The sequence below is a fragment of the Planktothrix mougeotii LEGE 06226 genome, from assembly GCF_015207485.1.
Lineage (GTDB): Bacteria > Cyanobacteriota > Cyanobacteriia > Cyanobacteriales > Microcoleaceae > Planktothrix.
Map to the genome: position 1 here is coordinate 13,068 of NZ_JADEWU010000002.1, position 23,634 is coordinate 36,701.

Here is a 23,634-nt window from a genome sequence, read left to right on the forward strand (position 1 = left end):
TTATACGGGGATAGCTACAAAATACAAGGGGAAAAACCCAATTGCGTTTTGACAATTATTAAAAAATGTTAAACACAAAAATATAAAAACTTTCTTAAGATTTCCGGGTATATTGAAAATACAAGCCAAGGAAACTGGAGTCATACATCTATGCTAGTCAGCCAACTCTTGAGGCAGTACGAAGAAGGGGAAACCAATTTTACAGAGGTAGACCTCCAAGGTGCAGACCTATCGGGTGCGATTTTGATTGGCGTTAACCTTTCCAGAGCGAACCTAACGGGAGCCAACTTAAGTCGAGCCTTCCTGAGTCGGGTCAAATTGAATGGGGCCTGTTTACATCGTGCTAATCTCAGTTATGCCAAAATGAACGAAGCAAAATTAGGAGATGCTAACCTCAGTAAAGCCAATTTGAGTGGTGCTTTTTTAGTGAAAGCTAAACTTCCTAATGCTAATTTGAGTGGAGCTATTGTGACGGGAGCTAATTTAAGACGCGCCACACTCCCTAATGCTAATTTATGCTCGGCAAATTTACAATTAACCAATTTAAGAGAAGCAAATTTAACAGGAGCTAACTTAAAATGGGCGAATTTAATCGCGGCAAAACTCAGTGGAGCTAACCTATTCGGAGCAGAATTAAACGGAGCTAATCTGCAAAAAGCTTATATGAATGGTCTTAAATTAAGTCGAGTTAATCTTGAGGGTGTAAATCTAAGTGAAGCTTGGCTTAATGGTGCAGATTTAGAAGATGCGACCTTAATTAATACTAACTTTAGTGAAGCTCAAATGCGAGGAATTCGTTTGACAAAAGCAGATTTAACCGGGGCTAATTTAGAACGAGCGAGTCTGATGTGGGCTAATTTAAACTGGGCAAAATTACCTCAAGCTGACTTAAGGAATGCCGATTTAAGAGATGCGTCTTTATTGGGAGCAACCTTTGAAGGAACTCAGTTTCAAGGAGCAAAATTACCCCAATCCTTACAACTTTATCTGGATTTAGCGATCACTTGTTCTAATTTATATCAATCTCATACTCAAAAGTGTGCCATTGAGTTAAGATCATGATTATAAAGAGTTAATCAGACATCAATGGGAACAGATTATGCAGTAGTGCTTGTTACGGCAAGTTCTAGGTTAGAAGCGGAAAAAATTGCTCAAGCTTTAGTGGAAAAAAAACTAGCGGCTTGTGTTAGCTTAATGCCCATTCATTCTATTTATACCTGGAAATCAGAAGTCTGTCAGGAGGATGAATGGCAATTAATAATCAAAACTGATATTAGACAGTTTGAGCAGTTAGAAACACAAATTAAACAACTTCACTCTTACGAAGTCCCTGAAATTATTGCGTTACCGATTATTAAAGGCTCGGCGGATTATTTAAACTGGATTTCTGAACAAACTCAGAAGTATTAAAATTTTTTAGGGATAATCGGACTAACTCATAATGACCATGATGACATGAGAAAAAACATGAGCAATCATGGCAGATTCCAAGCCTTTTTTCCAATAAAGATAACCTGCAATTAAGCCAAAGAAGGAGTTAGCACCGATAATATAAATCAGAAGGGCTAAATTTGGCTGTTTGGTTAATAAAAAAGCGATGGGAAGATGAGCAAAACCAAATAGAATAGAAGACAGAACAATGGCTAATCCCACTGCGAAGTTATGAGGGGTTCCCCGCCTTTGTTGAAAAAAACGCCAAGCTATCCAAACCAACATCGTCATGAGTCCCCATCTCAATAATATTTCTTCTGTAATACCTCCATAAAATAGACGAGTTAGAATAGAAAGATTAGGACTAAATTGTGTAGCATTTTTGAGAAAATCCTCTGGTAAAAAAGGCTTCGCTAATTGGAATATAAAAGGGAGTGTTAACCCAGTAATTAATCCCCCAATTAAACCGGGAATAATTTGGGGCTTTAAGGGTAAAAAGGGAGAGTTTCCAGAGGCGATCGCTTCAAATCCAGGTGCAAATAAATTAACTTTATGAGCCAGTTTTACACCTACAAATACCGCAATTGATAATAAAATAAAGGGTTGAATCAAACTGAGGAGTTGCAGTGTTTCTACCGGAAGGGGAAGTTCTGCACCTTCTATTAAGAGTGGAGGTGTGGCTAATAGAGACAATACCCCCACTAAACCCGCAAACTCCAAAACGATAAACAGCTTTTTTGAGGAAGTCATTATTGAGCGTTTATACTACATCTTCCTATTCTATCAAATTGAGTTGATTGATACTTCTCATAAAATTAGCCTTAAGGTTTTTCCTTTTTCGTTGCTAACATCATATTTGATTGGTTCACCCCAAACTTATAACCGACTCCAAAATTCAGTGGTTTTATAGACGAATTATTTTGATAAACGTTCCTTAAATCCGATTGATAACGAACACTAAATAAGGAAATAGGGGCGGTATAGGTTCCAAAAAAATCTAAATTCCATTGTTTTTCTGCAAAGGATTTAACCGGTATCCCAGAATCATCTTGTAAAATGGCTTGACTTTGATCCAAAATTAATTCTCGAATTGCTGAAAAAGTAGGTCTGTGCATTAAATAGGATGCCGCTTTAAGATAGGTTACGGGTTGATTAATTTGTTTAACAAATTGGCTGTATTGGGGTGTTTTTTTCAAGCCGTCATCGGAAATATCTACGGAAAAATAATATAACGTTCGCGGTTGTTTTTCCCCTTCAGGAACAAAATCAATTTTTACCCCTGGAATCATGCCTTTTTCAAATTTTTGAATTTTAGCATCACCATCTAATCCAATATATTGTAGATCTAAAATTCTATTATTAGTTCTTGCCATAAATAATACAATTAACGGTAAAACACCTTGATTCGATAAATCAGATTTCATTTCTTTGGTTTGAAAAAAGCTAAACTGAAGTAAAGAATAGAGAGAGTTTTTAACATCTGCTAACTTTTGATTACGTTGACTTTGTGATAATTGATTAAAATCAGGCATTGTTCCAACAGGTTCTAAAGCGGTGAGAACATATTTTTGAGATGTGGGAAAAAATAAATAAGCATATAAAAAATCAGGGCCACTAAAGGGATAAAAAATCTCAGGATTAGATTGATTAATCGTCGCTAATTCTTGTTCTGACCATTGACTGACTTTCGCCAGTTGTTGTTTTTCGAGTTTTGACCAAGCTGAATCTATAAAATTGTGATAATTTATCCAAACATTAGATTGTTGAACAGGATAAAGTTGACTTTTGTTATCAAGTTTAATCCCAGCAATCAATTTAGCTGTATCGGTTAAATAATCTGCTTTTTTTGGGTCATAACTAGCTAAAGAATCAACAGGTTTAGGGGGAATTGGCGCTGTTGTTTTTGTCGTTTGACTGACTTCAGGTTGAGGCGTTTCAATATTTTGTTGAGGTTGAGTTTGAGAACAAGATTGCAATCCAGTAACCGTTAAAATAAGGGCTAATAAGGCTTTGATTTTCATAGACTACACCAATTTGTTGTGAACACTAATAAAATAGAAGGGTAAACCCAAGGCTATTGTTCCTAATCCAGCTAAGGATTCTAAAGGTTTATCCTGAAAAATAAATATTAGCATCCAAAGGCTAATTCCTAAAAAAATAATTGGAGTAATGGGATATCCCCAAGTTTGATAGGGACGGGGCGCATCAGGACAGCGCCATCGATAAACAAAAACCCCTAAAACGGTAATCACTGAGCAAAGGGTTAAGGTAAATCCTAAATAGGTAATTACGGCTTCAAAGCTGGCTGTAATGATTAAAATCATCACAATTGCGAGTTGGAAACAGATCGCATAATAGGGAATTCCATGTTGATTTTTTCGAGATAAAATTTTAAATAAAGGAATATCTTCTCCGATGACTTGGGTAACTCTTGGCCCAGCTAATACCATTGAACTGATAGAAGAAATCAAACCCAATCCAATTAATAATCCCATTAATTTTGCCCCAAAGTTGCCGAAAATTTGTTGGGCTGCAATATAACCAATTTCTAATTGTCCGGCTAATTGGTTTATGGGTGTGGTATACAGAAAAATAAAATTAAGAAGTAGATATAAAATTGTTACAATTAATGTACCAATTAAGAGCGATCTCGGTAAGTTTTTTTCGGGTTCTTTGAGTTCACTGGTTAAATAAACGGCTGCGTTCCAACCTGAATAAGAATAGGTAACATAGACTAAAGAAATGGCAAAAGAGGAACTAAAAATTACATTAAAATCATTAATATTGGGTAAAAATTGAATCGGTTGTGGATCGGCTAGGATGAATCCGGATAGAATAAAAACCAGGATGAGAATCACTTTTAAAACAGTAAAGCCTTGTTGAAATAAACTACCAATTGTTAAGGTTTGGCTATGAATTAAAGAAACTAATATAACGGCAATTAAAGCGATTATTGTAGGATAATTTAAACTAGGAAATACACTGGATATATATTTGCCAAATGCCATCGCTGCGGCGGCAATGGGAGCGGCAAAACCAACGGTGATAGAAACCCATCCAGAGAGAAACCCCAATAGAGGATGATAAATTTTAGATAGATAATGATATTCGCCCCCAGAACGAGGCATTGCTGCTCCTAATTCCCCATAACAAAGGGCGCCGGAAAGGGCAAAAATACCACCAATTAACCACAAAAACAAAATGGTAAAACCCGATTGAATATCGATGACTTGAAACCCTAAACTGGTAAATACACCCGTTCCAATCATATTCGCAACGACAATACAAATAGCCGTTAATAAGGAGATTTGATTGGGGGATGAATTGGGTTTTTCTGGCAAATGAGAGGTGGAATTAGGAGGATCGTTAAATTGATTCATGAATATTTTTTTTGATGAATTAAATCGAACTATAACAGATTTTAAGCTGATTTTCTATGCTTTGCTGTTCTAGTCATATAAAATTCTGAAATTGATGATACAGATTAGGCGCTGAACCTGACGTAGAGACTAGCCATGCTTAGTCTCTACACAATATGGACGTGTAGCAAACATTTAAAGATTTCATATTAATAAAGATTACTGATTTTCTGAGCGTCGATTTAAGTTTAAAATTGCGCTAACTTCTTGCAAAAGTTGATTTTGTTCTTGATGAATATCTTCTAAATGTTGTAATAAAATAATCAGCCGTTCTTGCTGTTCTAAACTGAGTGATTCTATCCGTCGTTGAGGGTGGGTTGATAAAAACTGTGATAAGCGACTTTGACGGGGTTCGGAATTCAAAGGTCTGCCTGAGTTTAAAATCCATTGAGAAATCCAAATTAAGCTAGATTGAAATAGTTGAAAAGGACTGGTTAAAATCAATAGCCATCCTTGTTTAAATAAACTACTAATCGCTTGTAAAAATCCCGAAAATAAGCTAATTAAAAATACAAATAGAATTAAACCCATCCCAGGATGGCTCATTAACCAAGAGATAAAAGGATGAGCATTAATCCAATCTTGGATTATAGAATTAACAGCGTTTTTAATGGCATCATTGATTGGGAAATTAGGCATATAAAACTGATATTTTAGGAATTTTTCATATTTTATTCTCAATCAAAGATTAAGCTATCTATCTCTAAGTTGATTTTTAATGGTTTTAATCCCCTGCTTGTAGAGACGTTTCATCAAACATCCCTACATTAACATTGAATTGAGATTAACCCTTTAATTCTAAACACAACTGACGGAAATGTTCTCCCCGATGTTCAAAACTTTGATATTGATCAAAACTAGCACAAGCTGGAGATAATAACACAACTTTTGCTCCTAATTTAGGGGCGATTTCATCTGCTTTTTGAATTGCATTTTCCATTGTTTCAACAATTTCAAAATTAAAGTAATTTTCTGCTTTTAACCGTTGAGAAAATGCCTCGGCTGCATCTCCAATTAATAACACTGAAGCTACTTTTTCTTTAATCCTATAAATCCAAGCTGTATCATCCCCTTTTTTTGCCTCTCCCCCAGCAATTAAAATCACCGGAGAATCAACCGCCGATAATCCCACTTCGGCTGCATCATAATTTGTGGCTTTACTATCATTAATCCAGTCAATTCCTTGCCAATTCATAATCTGTTCTAAACGATGGGCAACCCCTGGGAAATTAGAAATAGCCTGACAAATTGCTTCGGTTTTTATTCCGGCTAATCTAGCAGTGGCTACAGCCATTAATAGGTTTTGTTGGTTATGACTTCCGACCATTTTTAAAGCATCTGCTTGAACAATTTTCTCTCCATTTTGCATCACCCAATTATTCTCAATATAAAATCCGAGTTCAGAATTGGCAACTAATTTTTCTTGTCCTAAAACACTCGTCCAACAGGCAGAAAGCCAGCGTTGATGAGCCGTTTCTCTTAAATAAGGATCATCCCCATTAATTACTTGTTGTTGGGATTGATATAATAATTTCGCTTTAATATCATAATAGCGTTCTAAGGTGTAATGACGATTCAAATGATCCGGTGTAAACGTCGTCCAAACCGCAATTCTAGGATTTAAAGTGGATGAAGATTCGATTTGATAACTACTCACTTCCGCAATAATCCAATCTAACGGTTGAGCGCTTCCTTCGTATTCTTGTAAGGCTAATTCACAGGCTGCATACCCAATATTTCCACAGGCTGGAGCGTTTAAACCTGCGGCTTGAAATATCGCAGCAGTTAGGGCTGTTGTTGTGGTTTTTCCATTCGTTCCCGTAATACAAACCCAAGGCACATCTCGCAGATTTCGCCAAGCTAATTCCATTTCTCCAATGGTTTCTATGCCTAAATTTCTGGCGGTTTTTAACCCTGGAATATCCCAAGGAACCCCAGGACTAACCACCACTAAATCTAAGGACTCATCCGGTTGAAAATTCTCTCCTAAATTAACAACAATTCCTTCGCTTTCTAATTGTTGTTTTTGGGGTTCTAATTGAGACGAATTGTTGCGATCGCTTAAACTAACATCCCATCCTTGTAATTTTAATAACTGGGCTGCGGCATTTCCAGATTTTCCTAAACCGATGATATGAGCTTTGAGCATAAATAATGTTATTGCACCAGACAAATTTTTTTGATTGTATTCGAGAGATCCTCGATTTGATCCCCCTAAATCCCCCTTTTTAAGGGGGACTGTGATCTTTTTTTAGCTTTTTACAATTGCTCCAAAATCAGCTAAAACACGGGAATGATTTCTTAATAATCCTAATAAATTCAAACGATTACGTTGAATATTTGGATCATCATCCATCACTAAAACACTTTCTGGGCCATCAAAAAAGCTACTAACCGTCGGGGTAATTTCTGCTAATGCTTCGACTAATTGACGATAATTTCGCGTTGTTTGAGATGCTTGGGTTTTGGGAACTAACTGCACCAATGCTTGATAAAATTCCTGTTCAGAAGATTTTTGGAAAAGATCCGGTTTAACCTTTTTGTCCGGTTGCAATTCTAGGGTGTTTAAATCTCCTTGTTTGGCTAACCGAGTAGAACGATTAACGGTTTCATAAATTTGGTCTAATGTGCCATCATTGCGGATAGTTTGTAGGAATAACGCTCGATCTCGGACATCCAATAAATCCTGTAACGCCCGTTCTTTATATTCGAGATCATTGTCTCCTAAAACCGCATTAACTAAATCATAATCAATGGCTTTTTCATCCTGTAATAAGGTTCTAATCCGTTGCAGGAAAAAATCATCTAATTGATGGGTTAACCCTAGCATGGCATTGGGAAATGTATTGACAAAATCGGCTGAAATTTGCTTCAATAGTTGATATAAATTCAACGGTAAATCTGCCACCCAAATAATATTAATCACTGCATTTGCTGCCCGACGTAAGGCGAAAGGATCAGAGGAACCTGTGGGTAACATCCCCAAACCGAAAATACTGACTAAGGTATCAAGTTTGTCCGCTAAACCCACCACTTGACCCACTAAAGTTTGAGGTAAATTATCTGTAGCACTGCGAGGTAAATAATGTTCAAAAATCGCTGTTGCAACTGCTTCCGGTTCTCCTCCTTCACGAGCATATTTTTCTCCCATTACCCCTTGTAATTCGGGAAACTCATACACCATTTGGGTGACTAAATCCGCTTTACATAATAATGCAGCCCGTTGAATTAAATTGCGATCCAATTCACTGATATTCAGTTGATCTGCAATCCAATTAGCAATTTTACCTATCCGATTGACTTTATCTCGAACTGAACCTAAATTTTCTTGAAATGTTACCGCTTCTAAAGCAGGTAAATAGCTTTCTAAAGGCGTTTTTAAATCCGATTTATAGAAAAATTGACCATCAGCTAACCTCGCCCGAATAACTCGTTCATTTCCGGCGGCAATTAAATCGGATTTAGCTGGATCTCCATTAGAAATTGTGATAAAATAGGGTTTTAACGGCGATGAATTTTGAGTTTCTGTTGTTAATACGGGAAAATACCGTTGATGGGTCACCATGACGGTTTTAATCACTTCCGCAGGTAAATTCAAAAATTCCTGATCAAAGGTTCCGACAACAGCCGTAGGCCATTCCACTAAATTAACAACTTCTGCTAATAAATCTTCGGGAATTTCTGCCTGTCCTCCTACACTATTAGCAGCAATTTCAACTTCTTTTTGAATCGTCTGAATCCGGTCTTGGGGATCAACTTCAATAAAGGCTTGTTTCAGAGATTCTGCGTAGGTTTTAGCATGGGAAATGGTGATGGGTTCTGGATGTAAAACTCGATGTCCTTGGGAAATGCGATCGCTTTTAATTTCTTCGGAACCACTAACTAATGTAACGGGTAAAACTTGATCATCCAATAACGTAATTAACCACCGAATCGGACGGGGAAATTTTAAATCTCCATCCCCCCAACGCATAAACCGTTTTCCTTCTAATTTTGTAATCCATTCTGAAGTTAATTCGGCTAAAATTTCTGCGGTTAATCGACCCGGAATTTTCTTTAAAACAAAGATAAAATCCCCTTTAGAAGTCGGACGAATTTCTAAATCTTCTAAGGTCACACCCTGTTTTTTAATAAATCCTTCCGCCGCCGGAGTTGGTTTTCCGTCTTTGAAAGCGGTCGATGCTGGGGGGCCTTTAATTTCTTCTTCCCGGTCAGGTTGGTGGCTAGGAAGTCCTTCAATTAATACCGCTAACCGTCGTGGTGTTCCCCAGACCTGAACGGACTCAAAGCTTAAAAACTGTTCTTTGAGACTGGCGGGAATTTTTTGTTGCCATTGTTGAATGGCGGTTTCCACAAAGGTTGCTGGTAATTCTTCTGTACCAACTTCGAGTAAAAAACTAACCATAGGAAATTTTATAAGAGATGTTGCTAAGAAACTTAAGGGTACAAATAATCACCATAGCAGGTTAGGGGGTCATCACTCAAGGGTTAACCATTTTTTGAGAATTTTTCAACCCCCGTAGAGACGTGCCATGGCGCGTCTCTACAAGACTTTTGAAAATGCCGTTATTCTATCGGTTCGATGCCTAAAGATCGTAATTGTTCGGCTAAACGTTCAGCGCGATTTTCAGCTTGTAATGCAGCTTCTTCAGGAGTCAAAACAAGATCACCTTCTGGTGTAAAATAGCGTAGTTTTTCTTGATAAATTCCCAGGCATAATCCTAAGACTTCACTTTCTAATAATCCGGCGGCATTCGGAATAATTTCTTCATATTCCTGTCCAACTAATTTAAAACCAACTAATTCTAAATCATCGGGAGAAAACCAAAAATATTCCTGGGTTCTAAAGTGATCTTGATATAAATTCTTTTTAGTCGTTTTATCAATTTCTGCCGTTGAGTTGGAAAGCAGTTCAATAATTAAATCGGGATATTTCCCTTCTTCTTCCCAAACCACCCAAGATTTCCTCGGACGTTTATCAGTATTTTTTACCAAGAAAAAATCCGGCCCGCGAAAGTCTCGATTTCTCAGTTGTTGACGACTAAAATAAATGGTTAAATTTGCCCCAATAAAATAGTCTGTTCTGTCTCTCCATAACCAATCTAAGCAAGATACTAATAATGCCAACTGAAGATAATGTAACGTACTTTCCATTTCTATATACTCACTTTCAACCTGAGTCCCATCGGGCATTAAAGCCTCTAGTTGTTCTGCGGTAATTGACATTCTTACTTCTCCTCATTTGAGGTTGGCTTAATTTATTATATAGCAAGTATAAAGGAATTGTATAAAAGCAGGATTACGATGATTAACCCTAAAAAAACAACCTTCGGTGTGTAGGGGCGGGCTCTCCCCACCCATCCGATGACTTGAAATTTAATGCTCAATCATCTGTTCTAAAGCATTCTGTAAATCTTGAGTTAAATTCGCAACCGCTTGCCGACGATTTGTTTGATAATCTGACCATTTTTGATTGACAGAAATCGGTTCTCCGACGGTTAATTTAGCTCTTTTTTTTCCTAAATTAGGAGGCTTAATCGAAGTGTTACCTTTTAACTGATTGATCATTCTCCAAACAATTAAAGTTGTTTCTGCAAACCGATCAAACGTGGGATTTTCTCGAATATAACGACCCGTTACCGCCACAAAACTTTCCACTAATCTCATATTCCACATTCTCAAACTCGCTTCAATTGCCACCCGATCTGCTAATCCCAATTCTACCGCCGACCAGTTATCATTTCCTTTAAGATTATATCGATAAATACAATCCCAACCTGCTTGTTCTAAACGACGACAACGACTACTTAAATCTTCCGTTGGTTTCAGATTAAAATATTCTTCAGAAACAGTTAACGCAATATCTAATAATCGTTTCAAACGGTCTGAAAAATCAAGGGTTTCATCTTGAGGAATGCTACGATGATAAAATTGGCGATAAAAATTTTCCATCGTATCTAATAGATAATTTCCTAATCGCATTAAACGGCTATAGAGAGAAGTGACAGTTAAATCTTCAGTTCCTTGAGGGAGGTTACAATCTTTTTCTAATTGAGAAATTAATATTTCTAAACCGTCCCAATTATCCTGAATATAAAAATATTGAATTCCAATGGGAACTAAATAAACCTCTTCTGTTCGTTCTGCTTTTTCTAAATCTTCTACACACCAAAATCCTAATTGAGCAATTCCAGGTTCTAAAGGACTAATACTTTGATTATGACCATTCGTTGCCCCTTCCGGTGCAGCAGCTAAAGGAAATTGACCGGTTAGAAATAAATCTCTCGCAGAACGTAATCCTAATCGATCAACTTTTCCCCTTAAAATTGACGTTCCTCCTAACTTTGGAAATAACCAAGTCACAAATTGTCCCGCCCATAAGGGAATCCCTCGATCATACATAAAATGAGCATGAATTGGATGAGATAAAGCAATTCCCTGTTGTTTCGCAGTTTCAGGAACAAATCGCCATAACAATTGACTCATACAAAACGGATCATCTGTATTGGGATGACGAAACGCTAATAAAAATCGAATTTTTCCGCTTTGGAACTGTTGATAAAGATTCACTAAGCGTTCAACTTTTTCTCCTTTAATCTCTACTAACGGCGTTTTCCATTTAATCCAAAATGGAACCCCCCATTGGCAGATTTTTACTATAAACGGATTAAAATTAGGAGGAATAAAATCTAGGGTGGGTTGTATATTGGTAATCAAATTAACCATAAATTAAGGTTGAGAAAATTTAATAAGTATTAACGCTTATTTAACCCAGCCAATTGCCAGCAAGGGGATGAGAAAATAAAAAGTTAATCATCCAGTAATTTCTATGTTCCTGCACTGATGATCGTTTGCTGTTCAGCATAACATTCAGTCAGAGAGTTTTTGCTGTTTTCCTTATTGTTTTCCTTATTGTTTGCCTAAATGCTTCTCCTGTTTACAACACCTGACTCTGCATTAGGTAAAACACATCATCATAGAACTCTTGAATATTTCTGTCAATGTCTAAAATTTAACCATAATTCGTTACAATGACAACCGAACTTTACACCTAAAAACGGTTTCCTTGAAAAGTAAAAGGACAAATTATCAAATTTTCTCTTAGAAGGCAGGTAGAAAGGATGAACCCCACCGACTTGACCCAAGCATTTCCAACTGGTTATTGGTTCCCAACCCCCCTTGATCACCATACAGATCAAGTCACCTATTCTGTTCAGACCATCGGTGAATTAGTTGTAACCACTGGAAAAATTGCCGTTTGTGATCCTTTAGTGACCCTTAATCCTCATCTGTGTTTGACTCAACCCCTGCCCGTAGGTCGTTATCCGGTTAAACTCAGTATTGCCACATTCCATGACCGAAAAGAGCAAAGAGTTGCCTGTGCAATGTTAGTCCTTCAAGATCAACCTGCGGTAACATGGGAATTAGCAGCCTGTTTTCAGGGAGAGTCAGAATGCGGTTATCCTGTGGATTCAGGAACCGGATGTTTTATGGATGGCGAAGTTGTTCAACGGCTATCTTCCCTGTCACCAACTGAGTTTGAAACCTATTATCATCAGTTAGATCAAACCTTAGATCAAACCTATCTGGATACTTGGGATTGGGCAAATTTCTGCTTAGAAGAATCAACCGGATTGAATATTATTGCCTTTCATTCCGGTTGGGGAGAAGGGTGTTATCCCTCCTATTGGGGTTATGATCAACAGGGTAATCCAGTTTGTTTAGTCACCGATTTTAAACTGTTTGAGTTGCGAGAGGATCAATAACTTCCAGTAAGGTTTTAATACTGGCATTGTGATCCAAAAAAGAAAACAAATGTTTATATTTCAAAATACCCTTTTGATCTAAAACAAATTGAGCAGGTAAGGGTGCACCCAAAGCTTGTCCTACTTGATACAATCCAAAAATGCCACAGCTTGGATCACTTAGCAATGGCATTTTTAATCCTAGATCTTTGACGACAATTTTGCTTTGACGTTCATCGGTACTCGTAATCATTAACACTTCCACTCCCCGTTGAACAAATTCTTCATAGTGTTCGTTCAGGGCTTTAATATGGGGATAACAAAAAGGACAATATTGTTTTTCTGTAAAAATGCGGGTAAAAGCCAAAATTACAGGGCGATCGCCTCGAAATTGAGACAGCCGAATTAATTGACCATTGGTAATATCGGGTAATGCAAAATCAGGGGTTTTCATCCCCAACTGTAAATTACTGGTGGCGGGGATCGGAAAAAAGTTATTCCAAAATCGGCGATTAATTAAACCTGTAAAATCGTTAGAAGTCAGCATAAGAGTTTGTTGTTGATTACTCTTCCCAGTTTAAAACAATCTTATAAAATAGAGTAAACCCGCCTTCACACAATTGTTAAGACGGGTTGTGAATGGTTTTTTGTCGGGAATAATCTTAGACCGCAGCAAAGAATTCTTTGGACTTGACGGGATCAGGGATCATGGTTTTATCACCCGGTTGCCAACCCGCAGGGCAAACTTCATCGGGGTGGGCTTGAACATATTGAATGGCTTGCAGTGTCCGCAGAGTTTCATCCACGTTGCGACCAAAGGCGAGGTTATTGATCGTGGCGTGTTGAATTACCCCTTCTTTGTCAATGATGAACAGACCCCGCAGGGCAATTCCGGCATCGGGATCAAGAACGTTGTAAGCCGTGCTGATTTCTTTTTTCAGGTCAGCTACTAAAGCATAGTTCAGATCACCTACACCACCGGATTTACGATCAGTTTGAATCCAAGCCAGGTGAGAGAATTCGCTATCTACAGACACGCCGAGAATTTGAGTGTTGAGTTTTGTAAACTCTTCGGCGCGATCGCTAAAAGCGGTAATTTCAGTCGGACAAACAAAAGTAAAGTCTAAGGGGTAGAAGAACAGAACCACATACTTACCCCGATAGTCAGAGAGTTTAATCGTTTTAAATTCTTGGTCAACAACAGCCGTCGCTGTAAAATCGGGGGCGACTTGGCCAACACGCAGGCACTCAGCCATGAATAATACTCCTTAAACTGACGATGGTAAAGTTTCCTTCAAGAAAATTAGGATAGTGTTAATCCTAATTTTTTGATTGTTTTACAATTTATTACAATTATATCATACTCGAAATGAGTACAGTTAGACAAGATTTGTCAAAAAAGTCAGCCATCATCTGACTGACTCAATGCTCTACAGTAGAGGGTTATACTATTTCGTTGACATGGCTCAGGCGGGATTTGAACCTGCGACCTTGGGCTTATGAGTCCCCTGCTCTAACCACTGAGCTACTGAGCCTTGATTGATTCACGATTTATTAATATAGCACAACTTTTTCCCAAAAGTAAACCCCCTGTTTAAAGTTTTTTTAGGGGGTTTAAGAAGTCAGATATCAGGTATGGGTCAACCGTTCACCCAAACCTAATAATTCTGAGACACCATTGAACTGTCGGGAGGCAAGAAGGCAATCGGGTTAACCGCACCTTCTCCCTTGGGATGAATTTCAAAGTGCAGGTGCGGCCCTGTACTGCGACCTGTAGTTCCCATCTCGGAGATTTGCTCCCCTTGAGCCACTTTTTGGCCTTCGTTGACCAGGACGCGATCATTGTGGGCGTAAACGGTTAAACTGCCGTCGGGATGTTCAATTTCGACTAAATTGCCATAACCGCCATCATTCCATCCTGCATAGGTCACAACCCCAGGAGCCGCCGCAAAAATCGGAGTTCCGATAGGGCCAGCAATATCAATTCCCCGGTGCATCCGTCCCCAGCGCCAACCATAGGGAGACGACAGAATCCCAGCAGCAGGCCAAGCATAGCCATTGAAGCGCATGGAACCATTGGGCAAGTAAGCATCTGGCCCAGGCAGAGGCGGTAACTGCGGAGAAACCATCTGACCCAAGGTAGGGTTATTTAAAGGATCGTAGCCTTTAGCCCCGATAGGAGCCGTAGCCACCACCGAACGTCTGGACTCCGGTTGCAGTTGAGTCGATGGAGTTCTATTGGCATTCCCAGACACTTGCGCCAACTGTTGAGCAGATAAGTCCTGTTCAACTTGAGTGGCTTTTTCCTGGGAATACGCTTGAGGATTAAACTCAGGATTAATCCGTTTTTGCCGATGTCTAGGAGCCGTCGTCACCGAGGTTAAGGTTTTAACCGTTGACTCTTCACCTGACTCTAAGGATACATTCATCACCTGATAGCCACTCTGGGCTTTATATTCCTCTCGCAGGCGTTCTACTTCAGATCTCAGGCGATCCGAATACAACTTGTTGACGGCTTCTGATTTACGGACAGAAACCTGTTGAACGGCCATCTGTTGAGACAGGGAAGATTTTTCTGCTTCAACAGGAATGGAAACCGCTTCAGCCGCAACGGGAGTAGGAGACTCAACCCCATTGACCGCACGGGAAGCTAATTGGTTTAACGATAGCTGATTTAAAGTGCTGTGGGTCGGAATTGAACTCAAGGTGGCAACCGCTTCCTTCGGAAAATCGGTGACTGAAGAACCCTTGCTATTGAGTTCTGAGGGAATGACGGCTGGAAGTACGGCTTGAGGTAATCTCCCGCCTAAAGCACTTAAGTCTGTGGTTGGGGAAAGCTGTTGTGAAGAGGGGGAAGCCTCTAAACGAATCTGAGAATCTGGCCCAGAATTCGGTACCGGAGAAGATGGACTGCTAGAAAAACTACTCGCCAGTTGCTTAGGAATTTTTAGACTTTGATGAACACTAAGAACATTGGGATCTGTTAGTTGATTTGCCTTGATCAGGGCATCTACAGAAACATTGTGCAGTGTAGCAATCCGATCTAAGGTGTCACCCGAACCCACCTGATAAACTTCTGTAACGGTTGGGTTACTGGCATCGGTCGGAATCACAAACGCTCCAGACATCTCTTGGGAGAGCGTATCTAAGGAATTCCCCTCAGCCGTATGGTTTGGCTGCAATTCCTGAGTTGCTTCAGAGGGCGTTTCTGAAACCTCCACTGATGGATCTAAAGAGTTCTGAGTTGCTGAGGTTTCAACTTCATGGGAGGGACGAATCTGCCCAATGGATGGGGGATGAGATTCGTTCAGTGTAACCGATTGAGGCAACGATTCCGAGGAAACACTAGGCTGAGACTCTGGTGTAGAAACTGCTTCTACATCGGTTCGATCCGATTTTTCTAGCCCGACATCAGGAGATTGACTGCTGCTGTTGACAACGTTCTCGCCTGCATTGAGACCGGAAACGGTTCGTAACAGGGACGGCTGCCACTCCGATTGAGATGCTTGTTCCCCAGAGTCCATATTGACTTGATTGGGAGACGCATCGGTCATCGCGGCAGATGACTGCAAGGCTGGATTCGGATCAGGATTGGATAACTCTGCCGCCACGGCATAATCATTGGCTTGATTGCTGAGAATCCCAGAAGCAATGGCTAAACCCAAAAATGCGACAGAGGTACGAACCTTATAACTGCCAGAGTGTGAGACCTGTTGTTTGGTCTGCCCTGTTGCACTCTGATCTAAATCTAAACCGGAATCTAAATCTAAATTAGGCATGGCAACAGGTTGATCATGATTTGGAACTGTTCCTTTCAAAGAACGACCTCCTATGGAGAAGCGCTGAACTGTCCTCGAACCGCTCAAGAACGTAATATCAGTAGATCTAATCACATTAATCATTGATTGAAATCACTGACAATAATCCTGATTACGTCAGATTACCTTGCTTTTTCAATTTCGGCAAGAAAAGCGAAAGTTCCATAGAAAGGCAAACCCTGAAAACTAACGTTCTTAACAACAATAACCCTTGAGGGTCGAGGAACTTTAAAGATTAAGTGAACTCTGTTACAAGAGTCCAGATGAGAATCTACACCAGTTTCTACCAGAAATACAATAGGAATGGAATCCCTTGAATTTATGGAGATTAGCTTGTCAGATGCCTCGCAAATTAACGGTGAAGAACCTCAGATCGAGTTCAATTAAGGGTTTGGGCTTTTTTGACCCGGGCAAAAAAACACCCGTTTAGATGAATAAAATCTATCACTGTTGGGGGTCAATTGAATCCGGGTATTTATAAAAAAAAGTTATCACAGAAATTTTTCCTAAAACCGGGGGTTTTGAGTCACCGATTTTAAGCCAAGTAACCCAATTGTCTGCGGGCTTCAAATAAACTAATGGCAACACTCACGGAGAGATTCAAGCTCCGAACTCCGGGCTGGGCCATTGGAATATAAACGGTTGCGGTGCAAGCGTCCAACACATCGGGGGGAAGTCCTGTGGTTTCACTTCCAAACAGTAGCCAGTCTGAATCTTGAAACTGAAACTGGGCATAGTTGGAAGCACCTCTGGTACTAAATCCCAGCAAACGTCCACTGTGTTGTTGATGATAACTCTCAAAGGTGAAGAAATCGGGATGATAGGTTAAGGACACATAGGGCCAATAATCTAATCCGGCTCGCTTCAGGTAGCGATCGCTAATTTCAAATCCTAATGGCCCGACTAAATGGAGTTGGGTACAGGTGGCTGCACAGGTACGCGCGATATTCCCGGTATTGGGTGGGATTTGGGGCTGAACTAAGACAACGTGAGGCATGAGGTAATTAGACAAGGAAACAAGGGATTAAGGGGTTAATCACCCCCTAGTCCGAGTAACAATCTATAGTTTTTCTTTATGTTTTGTAAAGAAATTTATCGATAAGATATTCTCATCAAAAAATGGGCCTTTTTTAGGCCACAAGGGGTTGGCAAATCTGATCTTCAAACTCTTGCTCTTGCTGTTCCATCTTTTGAATGGCGTGCTGAACAATAGCACGGGTTTCCCAACCCTGTTGGGACAAATTCACCCATTGTTGGGCTGTAGAGCCTTCTCGCAGTAATTTTTTCACCGGAGATAAAAAACAGCTAAACCCATGTTTTTTGGCAATCGGCCAAACTTCTTGATACAGTTGTTCAATCCAATCTCTGGCGGTGATTAAACGTCCATCTTTCCAATGTCGCAATTGGGCATCTAAGCTATGGTGGGCGGCTTGGATTTCATTTTCATCGCTGAGGGCAACTAAATCTTCAGCACGACGGGTTGCCGGAAGTTCACTGTGTTGGAGTGGATCTAGGTCAGGGTTCTCTAACAGTTGCCAAAGGCGTGCTTCTAATAAAGCTGTGACTGCTAACAAGGCAATGGGGTTAACCATCAAATCACAAATTCTGAGTTCCAGACGGTTTAAATTATAGGGACGGCGATCGCCATTGGGCCGTACCGATGACCACAGGTGACGAACATTTTGCATGGTTCCTTTTTGAAGTTGTTCTTCTGTCCAGTTAATAAAGTGGCGATGGCTTTCAAATAAGGGGACATAGGCTGGAGTTTTGGGAAACAGATGCCAACGGGTGGAATGATACCCCGTGACTTCACCCCCTAAGAAGGGAGAAGAGGCACTCATCGCTAAATAAAGGGGAGCTTCAACCCGCACTAAGCGAATGGCTTGCATTAACTGTTCGGGGTCAGCGATGCCAACATTAATATGAATACTGGCGGTGACGACATCGGTACCGTAGGTTTGTTCAATATAAGTATGATAGGGATTTTGCGGATCAGATCGGTAAAAATGTTTTGTGTCTCCCAGGGATAATGTACTTCCGGGTAACAGGGTATAGTCTCCCAACTGTTGTAAATAGTTTCGTAGTATCCGCCGAGGTCGAACCAAGGCACACAACAACCGATCATAATTACACAGGGGGGCGGTGGTATATTCGACGTTTCGGCTATCAGGTTCTCGGACAAATCCTTCTAAGTCCGCAACAATTTTATCGGACAGCCCCACAATATCGCCCTGGGGAGTTCCTGTATACATTTCAACTTCAAAACCTTTGGATAAGAGCATAGTTCAGTTCCTGGGCGGAGTGTAAACGGCCAATCAATAGAAAACCAATAAATTAATTAAACTACCTTTAGTTTGAACCTTAAATTTAGGGATTTTGGCTGTTACAAAATAAGAGCCATTTTTTATCCTAACATGGATTCTGAACCCCAGGGAAAAATGCTGTCGGGTTCGTTAGAATTAAAAATATAATCATAATCAAACTCAAACGCTCGACTATGACGAGTCAAAGAAAATCCACAAGCAATGACTTGGCTGGTTGTAAAGGTTGCCATGACTAATTCAATTAAGGTTCTGGGTTTAATTTCGGGTTTCTGGACATAGAAATCTCGTTTAGCAAAAAAGACTCGTTCGTCTTTAGGAACAATAATCCCATTAACTCGATGGGCGTGTTGAATTGGCTTGAGATAATTTTTGATAAAATAGTCCTGATTGGTTTGTAATCGAGACAGTCGTTCCTGTTGTAGCCAACTCATTTGAAACATGAGTTTAATCAGTTCAAATCCGAGAATATAATTAAACACATTATCTTTATCTTTCGGACTTAAGGCTAACTTTAACGCCGACTCTAAATATTGACCAGGTTGACAACGAGCATCTTGGGCAGAATGAATATAAAATTGCCGAATATAACCGCGTAAAACTGATTCATTTAAGGCAGCTTTAATCCGAAAACAACTGAGATATTGTTTGATTCGTTGCAGCGTATCAATATCTTCTAACATCTTCGCCATTAAGCCGTCGGCGGTATATTCATCTAAAAATTCCGCTTGTTTTTCTGGGGAAGATGCACATAAAATATAACATAAAGAAAGGACATAACGCCGTTGATTCCAGGGCAAACTTTCAGCCCATTTTTGCACCTCAATGGGCAATTTATCAAATAAAATATTATGGCTCATCAGCCGTGCAAAATCGCTCTGTTGTTCGTCGCTGTATTCAAGATTCATCATCTGATTTCATTCCCTATCAAGCTGATTTACCGTGATCCACTCTTGCTTCTTCCCCTGGGTTTAGATTTCCCCCTAAACCTCAAACACTTTACCCAAAGATTCCCGTTGATTTCTAATGACAATCTGGACTCTAGTAAGTCAGCCCTAAAATACTGGATGAATTGTCTTTAATTCTAAGGGATCTGAGCCGTATTTGTTACCGTTTGGCTGAATTGTGTCTTGATAGTTTCCCGTTTCGCAGAGCCCATTGATCAGGGTTCCTAATGTGACATCAATCACAATCAAACCTAGATTTAGATCACGCTAAATTTTGACCAGACTCACCAAAATGACTAACTCACTTCCTTAACGTCTCAGCGTTCATGGAATTCTGGAACATAGAGTTGCAGATTATTCTACCTCTTATTATTACAGGAATGAAACCCTTTTGTAATTTTATAAGGTTTCCCCCATACCCTTTCGATCAACATCGGTTATTAACAATTTTAGCTTGAATGATTCCTTGTTCTTCTAAAATTACCCTTGAGATAATCACAGGTCGGGTCGGGATTAAAAATCGGAGCTATTTCTATATTATCAGGTCAGGAAAAGTTGTTAATTCGGGATGCGATCGCAGCTATTCTTTCTAAATTAGCAATTACACTTTGATGATATTGAGGAGGAAGGGGTAAATTAATTAGTTGGGCGATTTGATTGATAGATTCTTCGATGTTTTTGATGATTTTGATTGATTTTAATAAAATATGGGTGCGTGCGCTGCGCTTACGCACCCTACAATTAAAGAGCGTTGATTTGGTTTAATTTGGCTCTAATTTCATCTAAATTTTCATTGGAATTAGAGTTTTGTTGTTCTTCTGTTTCGTTAGATGTTATTTCATCGGGAGCAAATTCTAACGCTGTAATTACTTTATTGTTATAACCTCGATTCTGAGGAATATATCTATAATCTACATCAATTTGAAATCTGATTTTACCTGAAATCCACTTACCAGACTGTAGCTTGAGTAACTGACAGCCTATCCCTTTAGGTGGAAACACTAATGTAATTTCGTGTAAGTCTAGATCTATTGATTTATCTGTTATTTTCAAATTTTGGCATAATGAAGAAGCTAACGAGGGTTGACCAAACAGTTTACTCCTCATATTCTCAGCCATTAACTCTTTCAACCTGGATACCGTAAACGTATCCTTCCCCAACATGACAATATCGTCATCCTGTTCCAACTTAACAAATAATTCACTCATCGGTTTAACGCCTCAACTCAGTAGGATGGGTGTGTGTTGCTCATACACCCAATATTTTGAATTATCTCACAAAATTAGCTTAAATTTTAAGTGAAGTTTAATTTATTATTATTTTTAATTTTACAAAATTCAAATTATATGGGATTGAGGCGATGATTGGTTATTGAAGACCCTGATGGTTAGAGAGAATTGAATTTGATTCAAGCCGTAGATGAAATTTTTGGGAATTTAAGAATTAAGAGTATTCCCAATTAGGATTGATGGACTAAATGACAGGACGACATTTTGTGATTAGAATTAGGTTCTTCCTGAAAATCGCTAGGATAATGAAAGAGATTCATTAATCGCGGTTCATCGGCTGCAAACTGAATCTCGACGGAAAAACTTTGATTCAAAGTTTCGGGATCTGAGTTTAAATTGGCTTGAATTCTGACCTGACCTGAAATCCAATCTTTAGAACCCAATGGTAATAAATAACCACTCATTCCTTCAAACGGAAACATTAACTGAACACTTCGCATATCAAAGCAAAAAGCATCATGCTTGGCTGGAGAAAATGTCAAATTAAAAAAGTCTCCGTAATTCATAATATGCTCTTCAAACTGAATCGCAATTAATTCTTTTAATCGTGAAATTGTGAAGGTATCTTTCCCTAGCTTAACAATATACTCATCTTCAGTTAAGCTAAAAAACTCATGATTCATGGTAGGCTTCCTTATGGCTATTTTTCTTGGCTGCACCCTAATACCCTAACTTAGCTGCTTTTTTTGCTCAATTTTTATTGCATCAGGCAATAAAAATTAAACTTGATCAAAAGAGGGAGAAAATAAGGGTAGTATCATACTCCCTAAACGGATAAAATAAGTTGAGAACGAATTCAAACGACACTCATGAAACAGATTCTAGGATTAACAGCCATGATCAGTTTGGCTTTGTCATCTTCAATATCGGCAGAACAACCTTTATATGTTGCTTATCCACCCGATGATCACAAAACAACATCTGACCGTATTTTTTTAATTGGAACGGCTGCACAGGAAGGAGAAGTGTCAATTAATGGTCAAGTTATTTCCCGAAGTCCTGCTGGTCACTTTGCACCCACGGTTCAATTGCAGCTTGGGGAAAACACTTTCATTCTACGCTATAAAAATCAAAAAATCAAACTCAATATTACTCGAATTTCAACGGAAGCTACTCCCTTAGAAACCGTAAGCTTTTTAAAGGATTCATTGACTCCCTCTGAGAATATCGCTATACTTCCAGGGGAGCTTGTTTGTTTTAGTGCGATCGCTCCACCAAAGGCAACGGTTTCTGTTAAATTAGCGGAACAAACAATTCCGTTATCCTCACAATCTCAAAGCTTAGAATTACCCGATAACAAAGCCGTTTTAACCGGACAGAATCAACCTATCAAAGCCAATACTGTAAAATATCAAGGTTGTGGTGTCATTGCAAACAATTTAAGCTTTTCAGCCGATAAAAAAATATTAGATTTAGGCAAACCTGAGTATCAATTAACCCTGAATAATCAGACCCTGACTCAAAATGCAACCGGGCAAATTTCTATTCTTTCTCCCACTCAATTTGAAATCGCTGAAGTGATTGTGGAGGAAGGAACTGCACGCACGGGGCCTAGTACCGATAATTCTCGTTTAACCCCCTTACCTAAAGGAACTCGTGCTCAAATTATAGGACGACAAGGGGAGTTTTTACGCCTTGATTATGGGGGCTGGATTAAAGCAAATGAAACCCGAATTACCACCGAACCCATACCCCCGAATTCTTTAATTAGAAGTGCAAGTTCTCGCCAAGTTGGAGACTGGTTAGAAGTGTCATTTCCCCTCCAAACACCTGTTCCGATAACGGTTAAACAAGAAGATCAAAGTTTCACTTTAACCCTCTATAATACAACGGCTCAAACGGATACAATTCGTTTTAATGATAATGCTTTAATTTCCCGTATGGATTGGCAACCTGTGTTATTTCCTTTGGGAGAAAAAGCACAAGATGCGGTGCAATATACCTTTCATTTTAAAACAAAACAACAATGGGGTTATAAATTGCGTTATGAGGGGACAACCTTAGTTTTATCTTTCAAAAATCCCCCGCAATTACAGTCTAATTTACCTTTATCGGGATTAAATATTTTAATTGATCCAGGTCATGGGAGTCAAAATGATTTAGGGGCAAAAGGGCCAACAGGTTATCCTGAAAAAGATGTTAATTTAGTGGTTTCTAAACTATTAGAAGCCGAATTAATTAAACGGGGTGCTTCAGTTTTTATGACCCGCCAAGGGGATGAGGATTTGTATCCTCAAGACCGAGTAAAAATGATTAATCAACAGGAACCGGATTTATCAATTTCTATTCATTATAATGCTTTACCCGATAATGGAGATGCGATTAAAACAAAAGGAGTGAGTACCTTTTGGTATAACCCCCAAGCTCATAGTTTAGCAGCATTTTTACATCACTATTTAGTAAAGGCATTAAACCGTCCTTCCTATGGGGTCTTTTGGAATAATTTAGCCTTAACTCGTCCTACTGTCGCGCCATCGGTTTTACTGGAATTAGGATTTATGATTAATCCAGAGGAATTTGAATGGATTGTTAATCCCCAAGAACAACAAAAATTAGCTATAACTTTAGCAGATGGGATAGTAGAGTGGGTAAAATTAACCCAATAATTAAGATAGGTTTTAAGTGTTACAATAAAGTAGGGTGCGTAAGCATCGCGCACGCAC

The 23,634-nt window shown here is 39.2% G+C and carries 21 protein-coding genes and 1 tRNA gene; 4 read left to right on the forward strand and 18 right to left on the reverse strand.

The window, feature by feature from the left end:
- Positions 1 to 150: 150 nt before the first annotated feature.
- Positions 151 to 1,062 (forward strand): pentapeptide repeat-containing protein, encoded by a 912-nt coding sequence (locus IQ236_RS01090; RefSeq protein WP_193867575.1) that lies wholly within the window; start codon positions 151 to 153, stop codon positions 1,060 to 1,062.
- Between the two features lie 24 nt (positions 1,063 to 1,086).
- Positions 1,087 to 1,410, forward strand: coding sequence for a divalent-cation tolerance protein CutA (gene cutA, locus IQ236_RS01095; protein WP_193867576.1), 324 nt, complete (start codon positions 1,087 to 1,089; stop codon positions 1,408 to 1,410).
- Positions 1,411 to 1,431: 21 nt separating this feature from the next.
- Here the strand turns inward: cutA and IQ236_RS01100 are convergent, their stop codons facing one another.
- The 8 genes from IQ236_RS01100 to IQ236_RS01135 form a co-directional block, all read right to left on the reverse strand.
- A complete protein-coding gene (locus tag IQ236_RS01100; protein ID WP_193867577.1) occupies positions 1,432 to 2,181 on the reverse strand; it encodes a CPBP family intramembrane glutamic endopeptidase in 750 nt (249 codons plus the stop codon).
- A 71-nt stretch (positions 2,182 to 2,252) separates the two neighbouring features.
- Entirely contained in the window at positions 2,253 to 3,452 is a 1,200-nt protein-coding gene (locus IQ236_RS01105) for a hypothetical protein (RefSeq protein ID WP_193867578.1), read from the reverse strand.
- 3 nt (positions 3,453 to 3,455) lie between these two features.
- On the reverse strand, positions 3,456 to 4,811 hold the full coding sequence (locus IQ236_RS01110) for an APC family permease (RefSeq protein ID WP_193867579.1): 1,356 nt from the start codon (positions 4,809 to 4,811) through the stop codon (positions 3,456 to 3,458).
- A 198-nt stretch (positions 4,812 to 5,009) separates the two neighbouring features.
- The gene (locus IQ236_RS01115) at positions 5,010 to 5,489 is read right to left on the reverse strand and encodes a hypothetical protein (RefSeq protein WP_193867580.1); all 480 of its coding nucleotides are present in this window, start codon (positions 5,487 to 5,489) and stop codon (positions 5,010 to 5,012) included.
- A gap of 145 nt (positions 5,490 to 5,634) precedes the next feature.
- A complete protein-coding gene (gene murD, locus IQ236_RS01120) occupies positions 5,635 to 6,999 on the reverse strand; it encodes a UDP-N-acetylmuramoyl-L-alanine--D-glutamate ligase (protein ID WP_193867581.1) in 1,365 nt (454 codons plus the stop codon).
- Positions 7,000 to 7,101: 102 nt separating this feature from the next.
- Complete coding sequence (glyS, locus tag IQ236_RS01125) at positions 7,102 to 9,255, reverse strand: glycine--tRNA ligase subunit beta (protein ID WP_193867582.1); 2,154 nt, start codon at positions 9,253 to 9,255, stop codon at positions 7,102 to 7,104.
- Between the two features lie 161 nt (positions 9,256 to 9,416).
- Complete coding sequence (locus IQ236_RS01130) at positions 9,417 to 10,076, reverse strand: Uma2 family endonuclease (protein ID WP_193867583.1); 660 nt, start codon at positions 10,074 to 10,076, stop codon at positions 9,417 to 9,419.
- A 150-nt stretch (positions 10,077 to 10,226) separates the two neighbouring features.
- Positions 10,227 to 11,576 (reverse strand): lysophospholipid acyltransferase family protein, encoded by a 1,350-nt coding sequence (locus IQ236_RS01135; RefSeq protein WP_193867584.1) that lies wholly within the window; start codon positions 11,574 to 11,576, stop codon positions 10,227 to 10,229.
- 395 nt (positions 11,577 to 11,971) lie between these two features.
- Here IQ236_RS01135 and IQ236_RS01140 point away from each other — a divergent pair, with 395 nt between their 5' ends.
- Positions 11,972 to 12,616: a DUF4241 domain-containing protein gene (locus tag IQ236_RS01140; RefSeq protein WP_193867585.1), complete on the forward strand. Its 645-nt coding sequence runs from the start codon at positions 11,972 to 11,974 to the stop codon at positions 12,614 to 12,616.
- Here IQ236_RS01140 and IQ236_RS01145 read toward each other — a convergent pair.
- The 10 genes from IQ236_RS01145 to IQ236_RS01190 all read right to left on the reverse strand — a co-directional run bounded on the left by IQ236_RS01145 (position 12,585) and on the right by IQ236_RS01190 (position 21,594).
- A complete protein-coding gene (locus IQ236_RS01145; RefSeq protein ID WP_193867586.1) occupies positions 12,585 to 13,142 on the reverse strand; it encodes a peroxiredoxin family protein in 558 nt (185 codons plus the stop codon). The two genes, IQ236_RS01140 and IQ236_RS01145, sit on opposite strands and share 32 nt — an antisense overlap.
- 115 nt (positions 13,143 to 13,257) lie before the next feature.
- Complete coding sequence (locus IQ236_RS01150) at positions 13,258 to 13,851, reverse strand: peroxiredoxin (RefSeq protein WP_072720737.1); 594 nt, start codon at positions 13,849 to 13,851, stop codon at positions 13,258 to 13,260.
- Positions 13,852 to 14,057: 206 nt separating this feature from the next.
- Positions 14,058 to 14,130: transfer RNA gene (locus IQ236_RS01155), tRNA-Met, on the reverse strand.
- A 123-nt stretch (positions 14,131 to 14,253) separates the two neighbouring features.
- Positions 14,254 to 16,413, reverse strand: coding sequence for a LysM peptidoglycan-binding domain-containing M23 family metallopeptidase (locus tag IQ236_RS01160; RefSeq protein WP_193867587.1), 2,160 nt, complete (start codon positions 16,411 to 16,413; stop codon positions 14,254 to 14,256).
- 535 nt (positions 16,414 to 16,948) lie between these two features.
- Entirely contained in the window at positions 16,949 to 17,410 is a 462-nt protein-coding gene (locus IQ236_RS01165) for a tRNA (cytidine(34)-2'-O)-methyltransferase (protein ID WP_193867588.1), read from the reverse strand.
- Positions 17,411 to 17,543: 133 nt separating this feature from the next.
- Positions 17,544 to 18,695: a glutamate--cysteine ligase gene (gshA, locus tag IQ236_RS01170; protein WP_193867589.1), complete on the reverse strand. Its 1,152-nt coding sequence runs from the start codon at positions 18,693 to 18,695 to the stop codon at positions 17,544 to 17,546.
- A gap of 122 nt (positions 18,696 to 18,817) precedes the next feature.
- On the reverse strand, positions 18,818 to 19,645 hold the full coding sequence (locus IQ236_RS01175; RefSeq protein ID WP_375539504.1) for a cobyrinic acid a,c-diamide synthase: 828 nt from the start codon (positions 19,643 to 19,645) through the stop codon (positions 18,818 to 18,820).
- Between the two features lie 581 nt (positions 19,646 to 20,226).
- Entirely contained in the window at positions 20,227 to 20,415 is a 189-nt protein-coding gene (locus IQ236_RS28125; RefSeq protein WP_322744061.1) for a DUF4089 domain-containing protein, read from the reverse strand.
- Positions 20,416 to 20,422: 7 nt separating this feature from the next.
- Positions 20,423 to 20,890, reverse strand: coding sequence for a KGK domain-containing protein (locus tag IQ236_RS01185; protein WP_193867590.1), 468 nt, complete (start codon positions 20,888 to 20,890; stop codon positions 20,423 to 20,425).
- Between the two features lie 251 nt (positions 20,891 to 21,141).
- Positions 21,142 to 21,594, reverse strand: a complete 453-nt coding sequence (locus tag IQ236_RS01190) for a KGK domain-containing protein (protein ID WP_193867591.1) — start codon at positions 21,592 to 21,594, stop codon at positions 21,142 to 21,144.
- A 186-nt stretch (positions 21,595 to 21,780) separates the two neighbouring features.
- Between IQ236_RS01190 and IQ236_RS01195 the strand changes: the two genes are divergently transcribed.
- Entirely contained in the window at positions 21,781 to 23,577 is a 1,797-nt protein-coding gene (locus IQ236_RS01195; RefSeq protein ID WP_193867592.1) for an N-acetylmuramoyl-L-alanine amidase, read from the forward strand.
- Positions 23,578 to 23,634 lie beyond the last annotated feature (57 nt).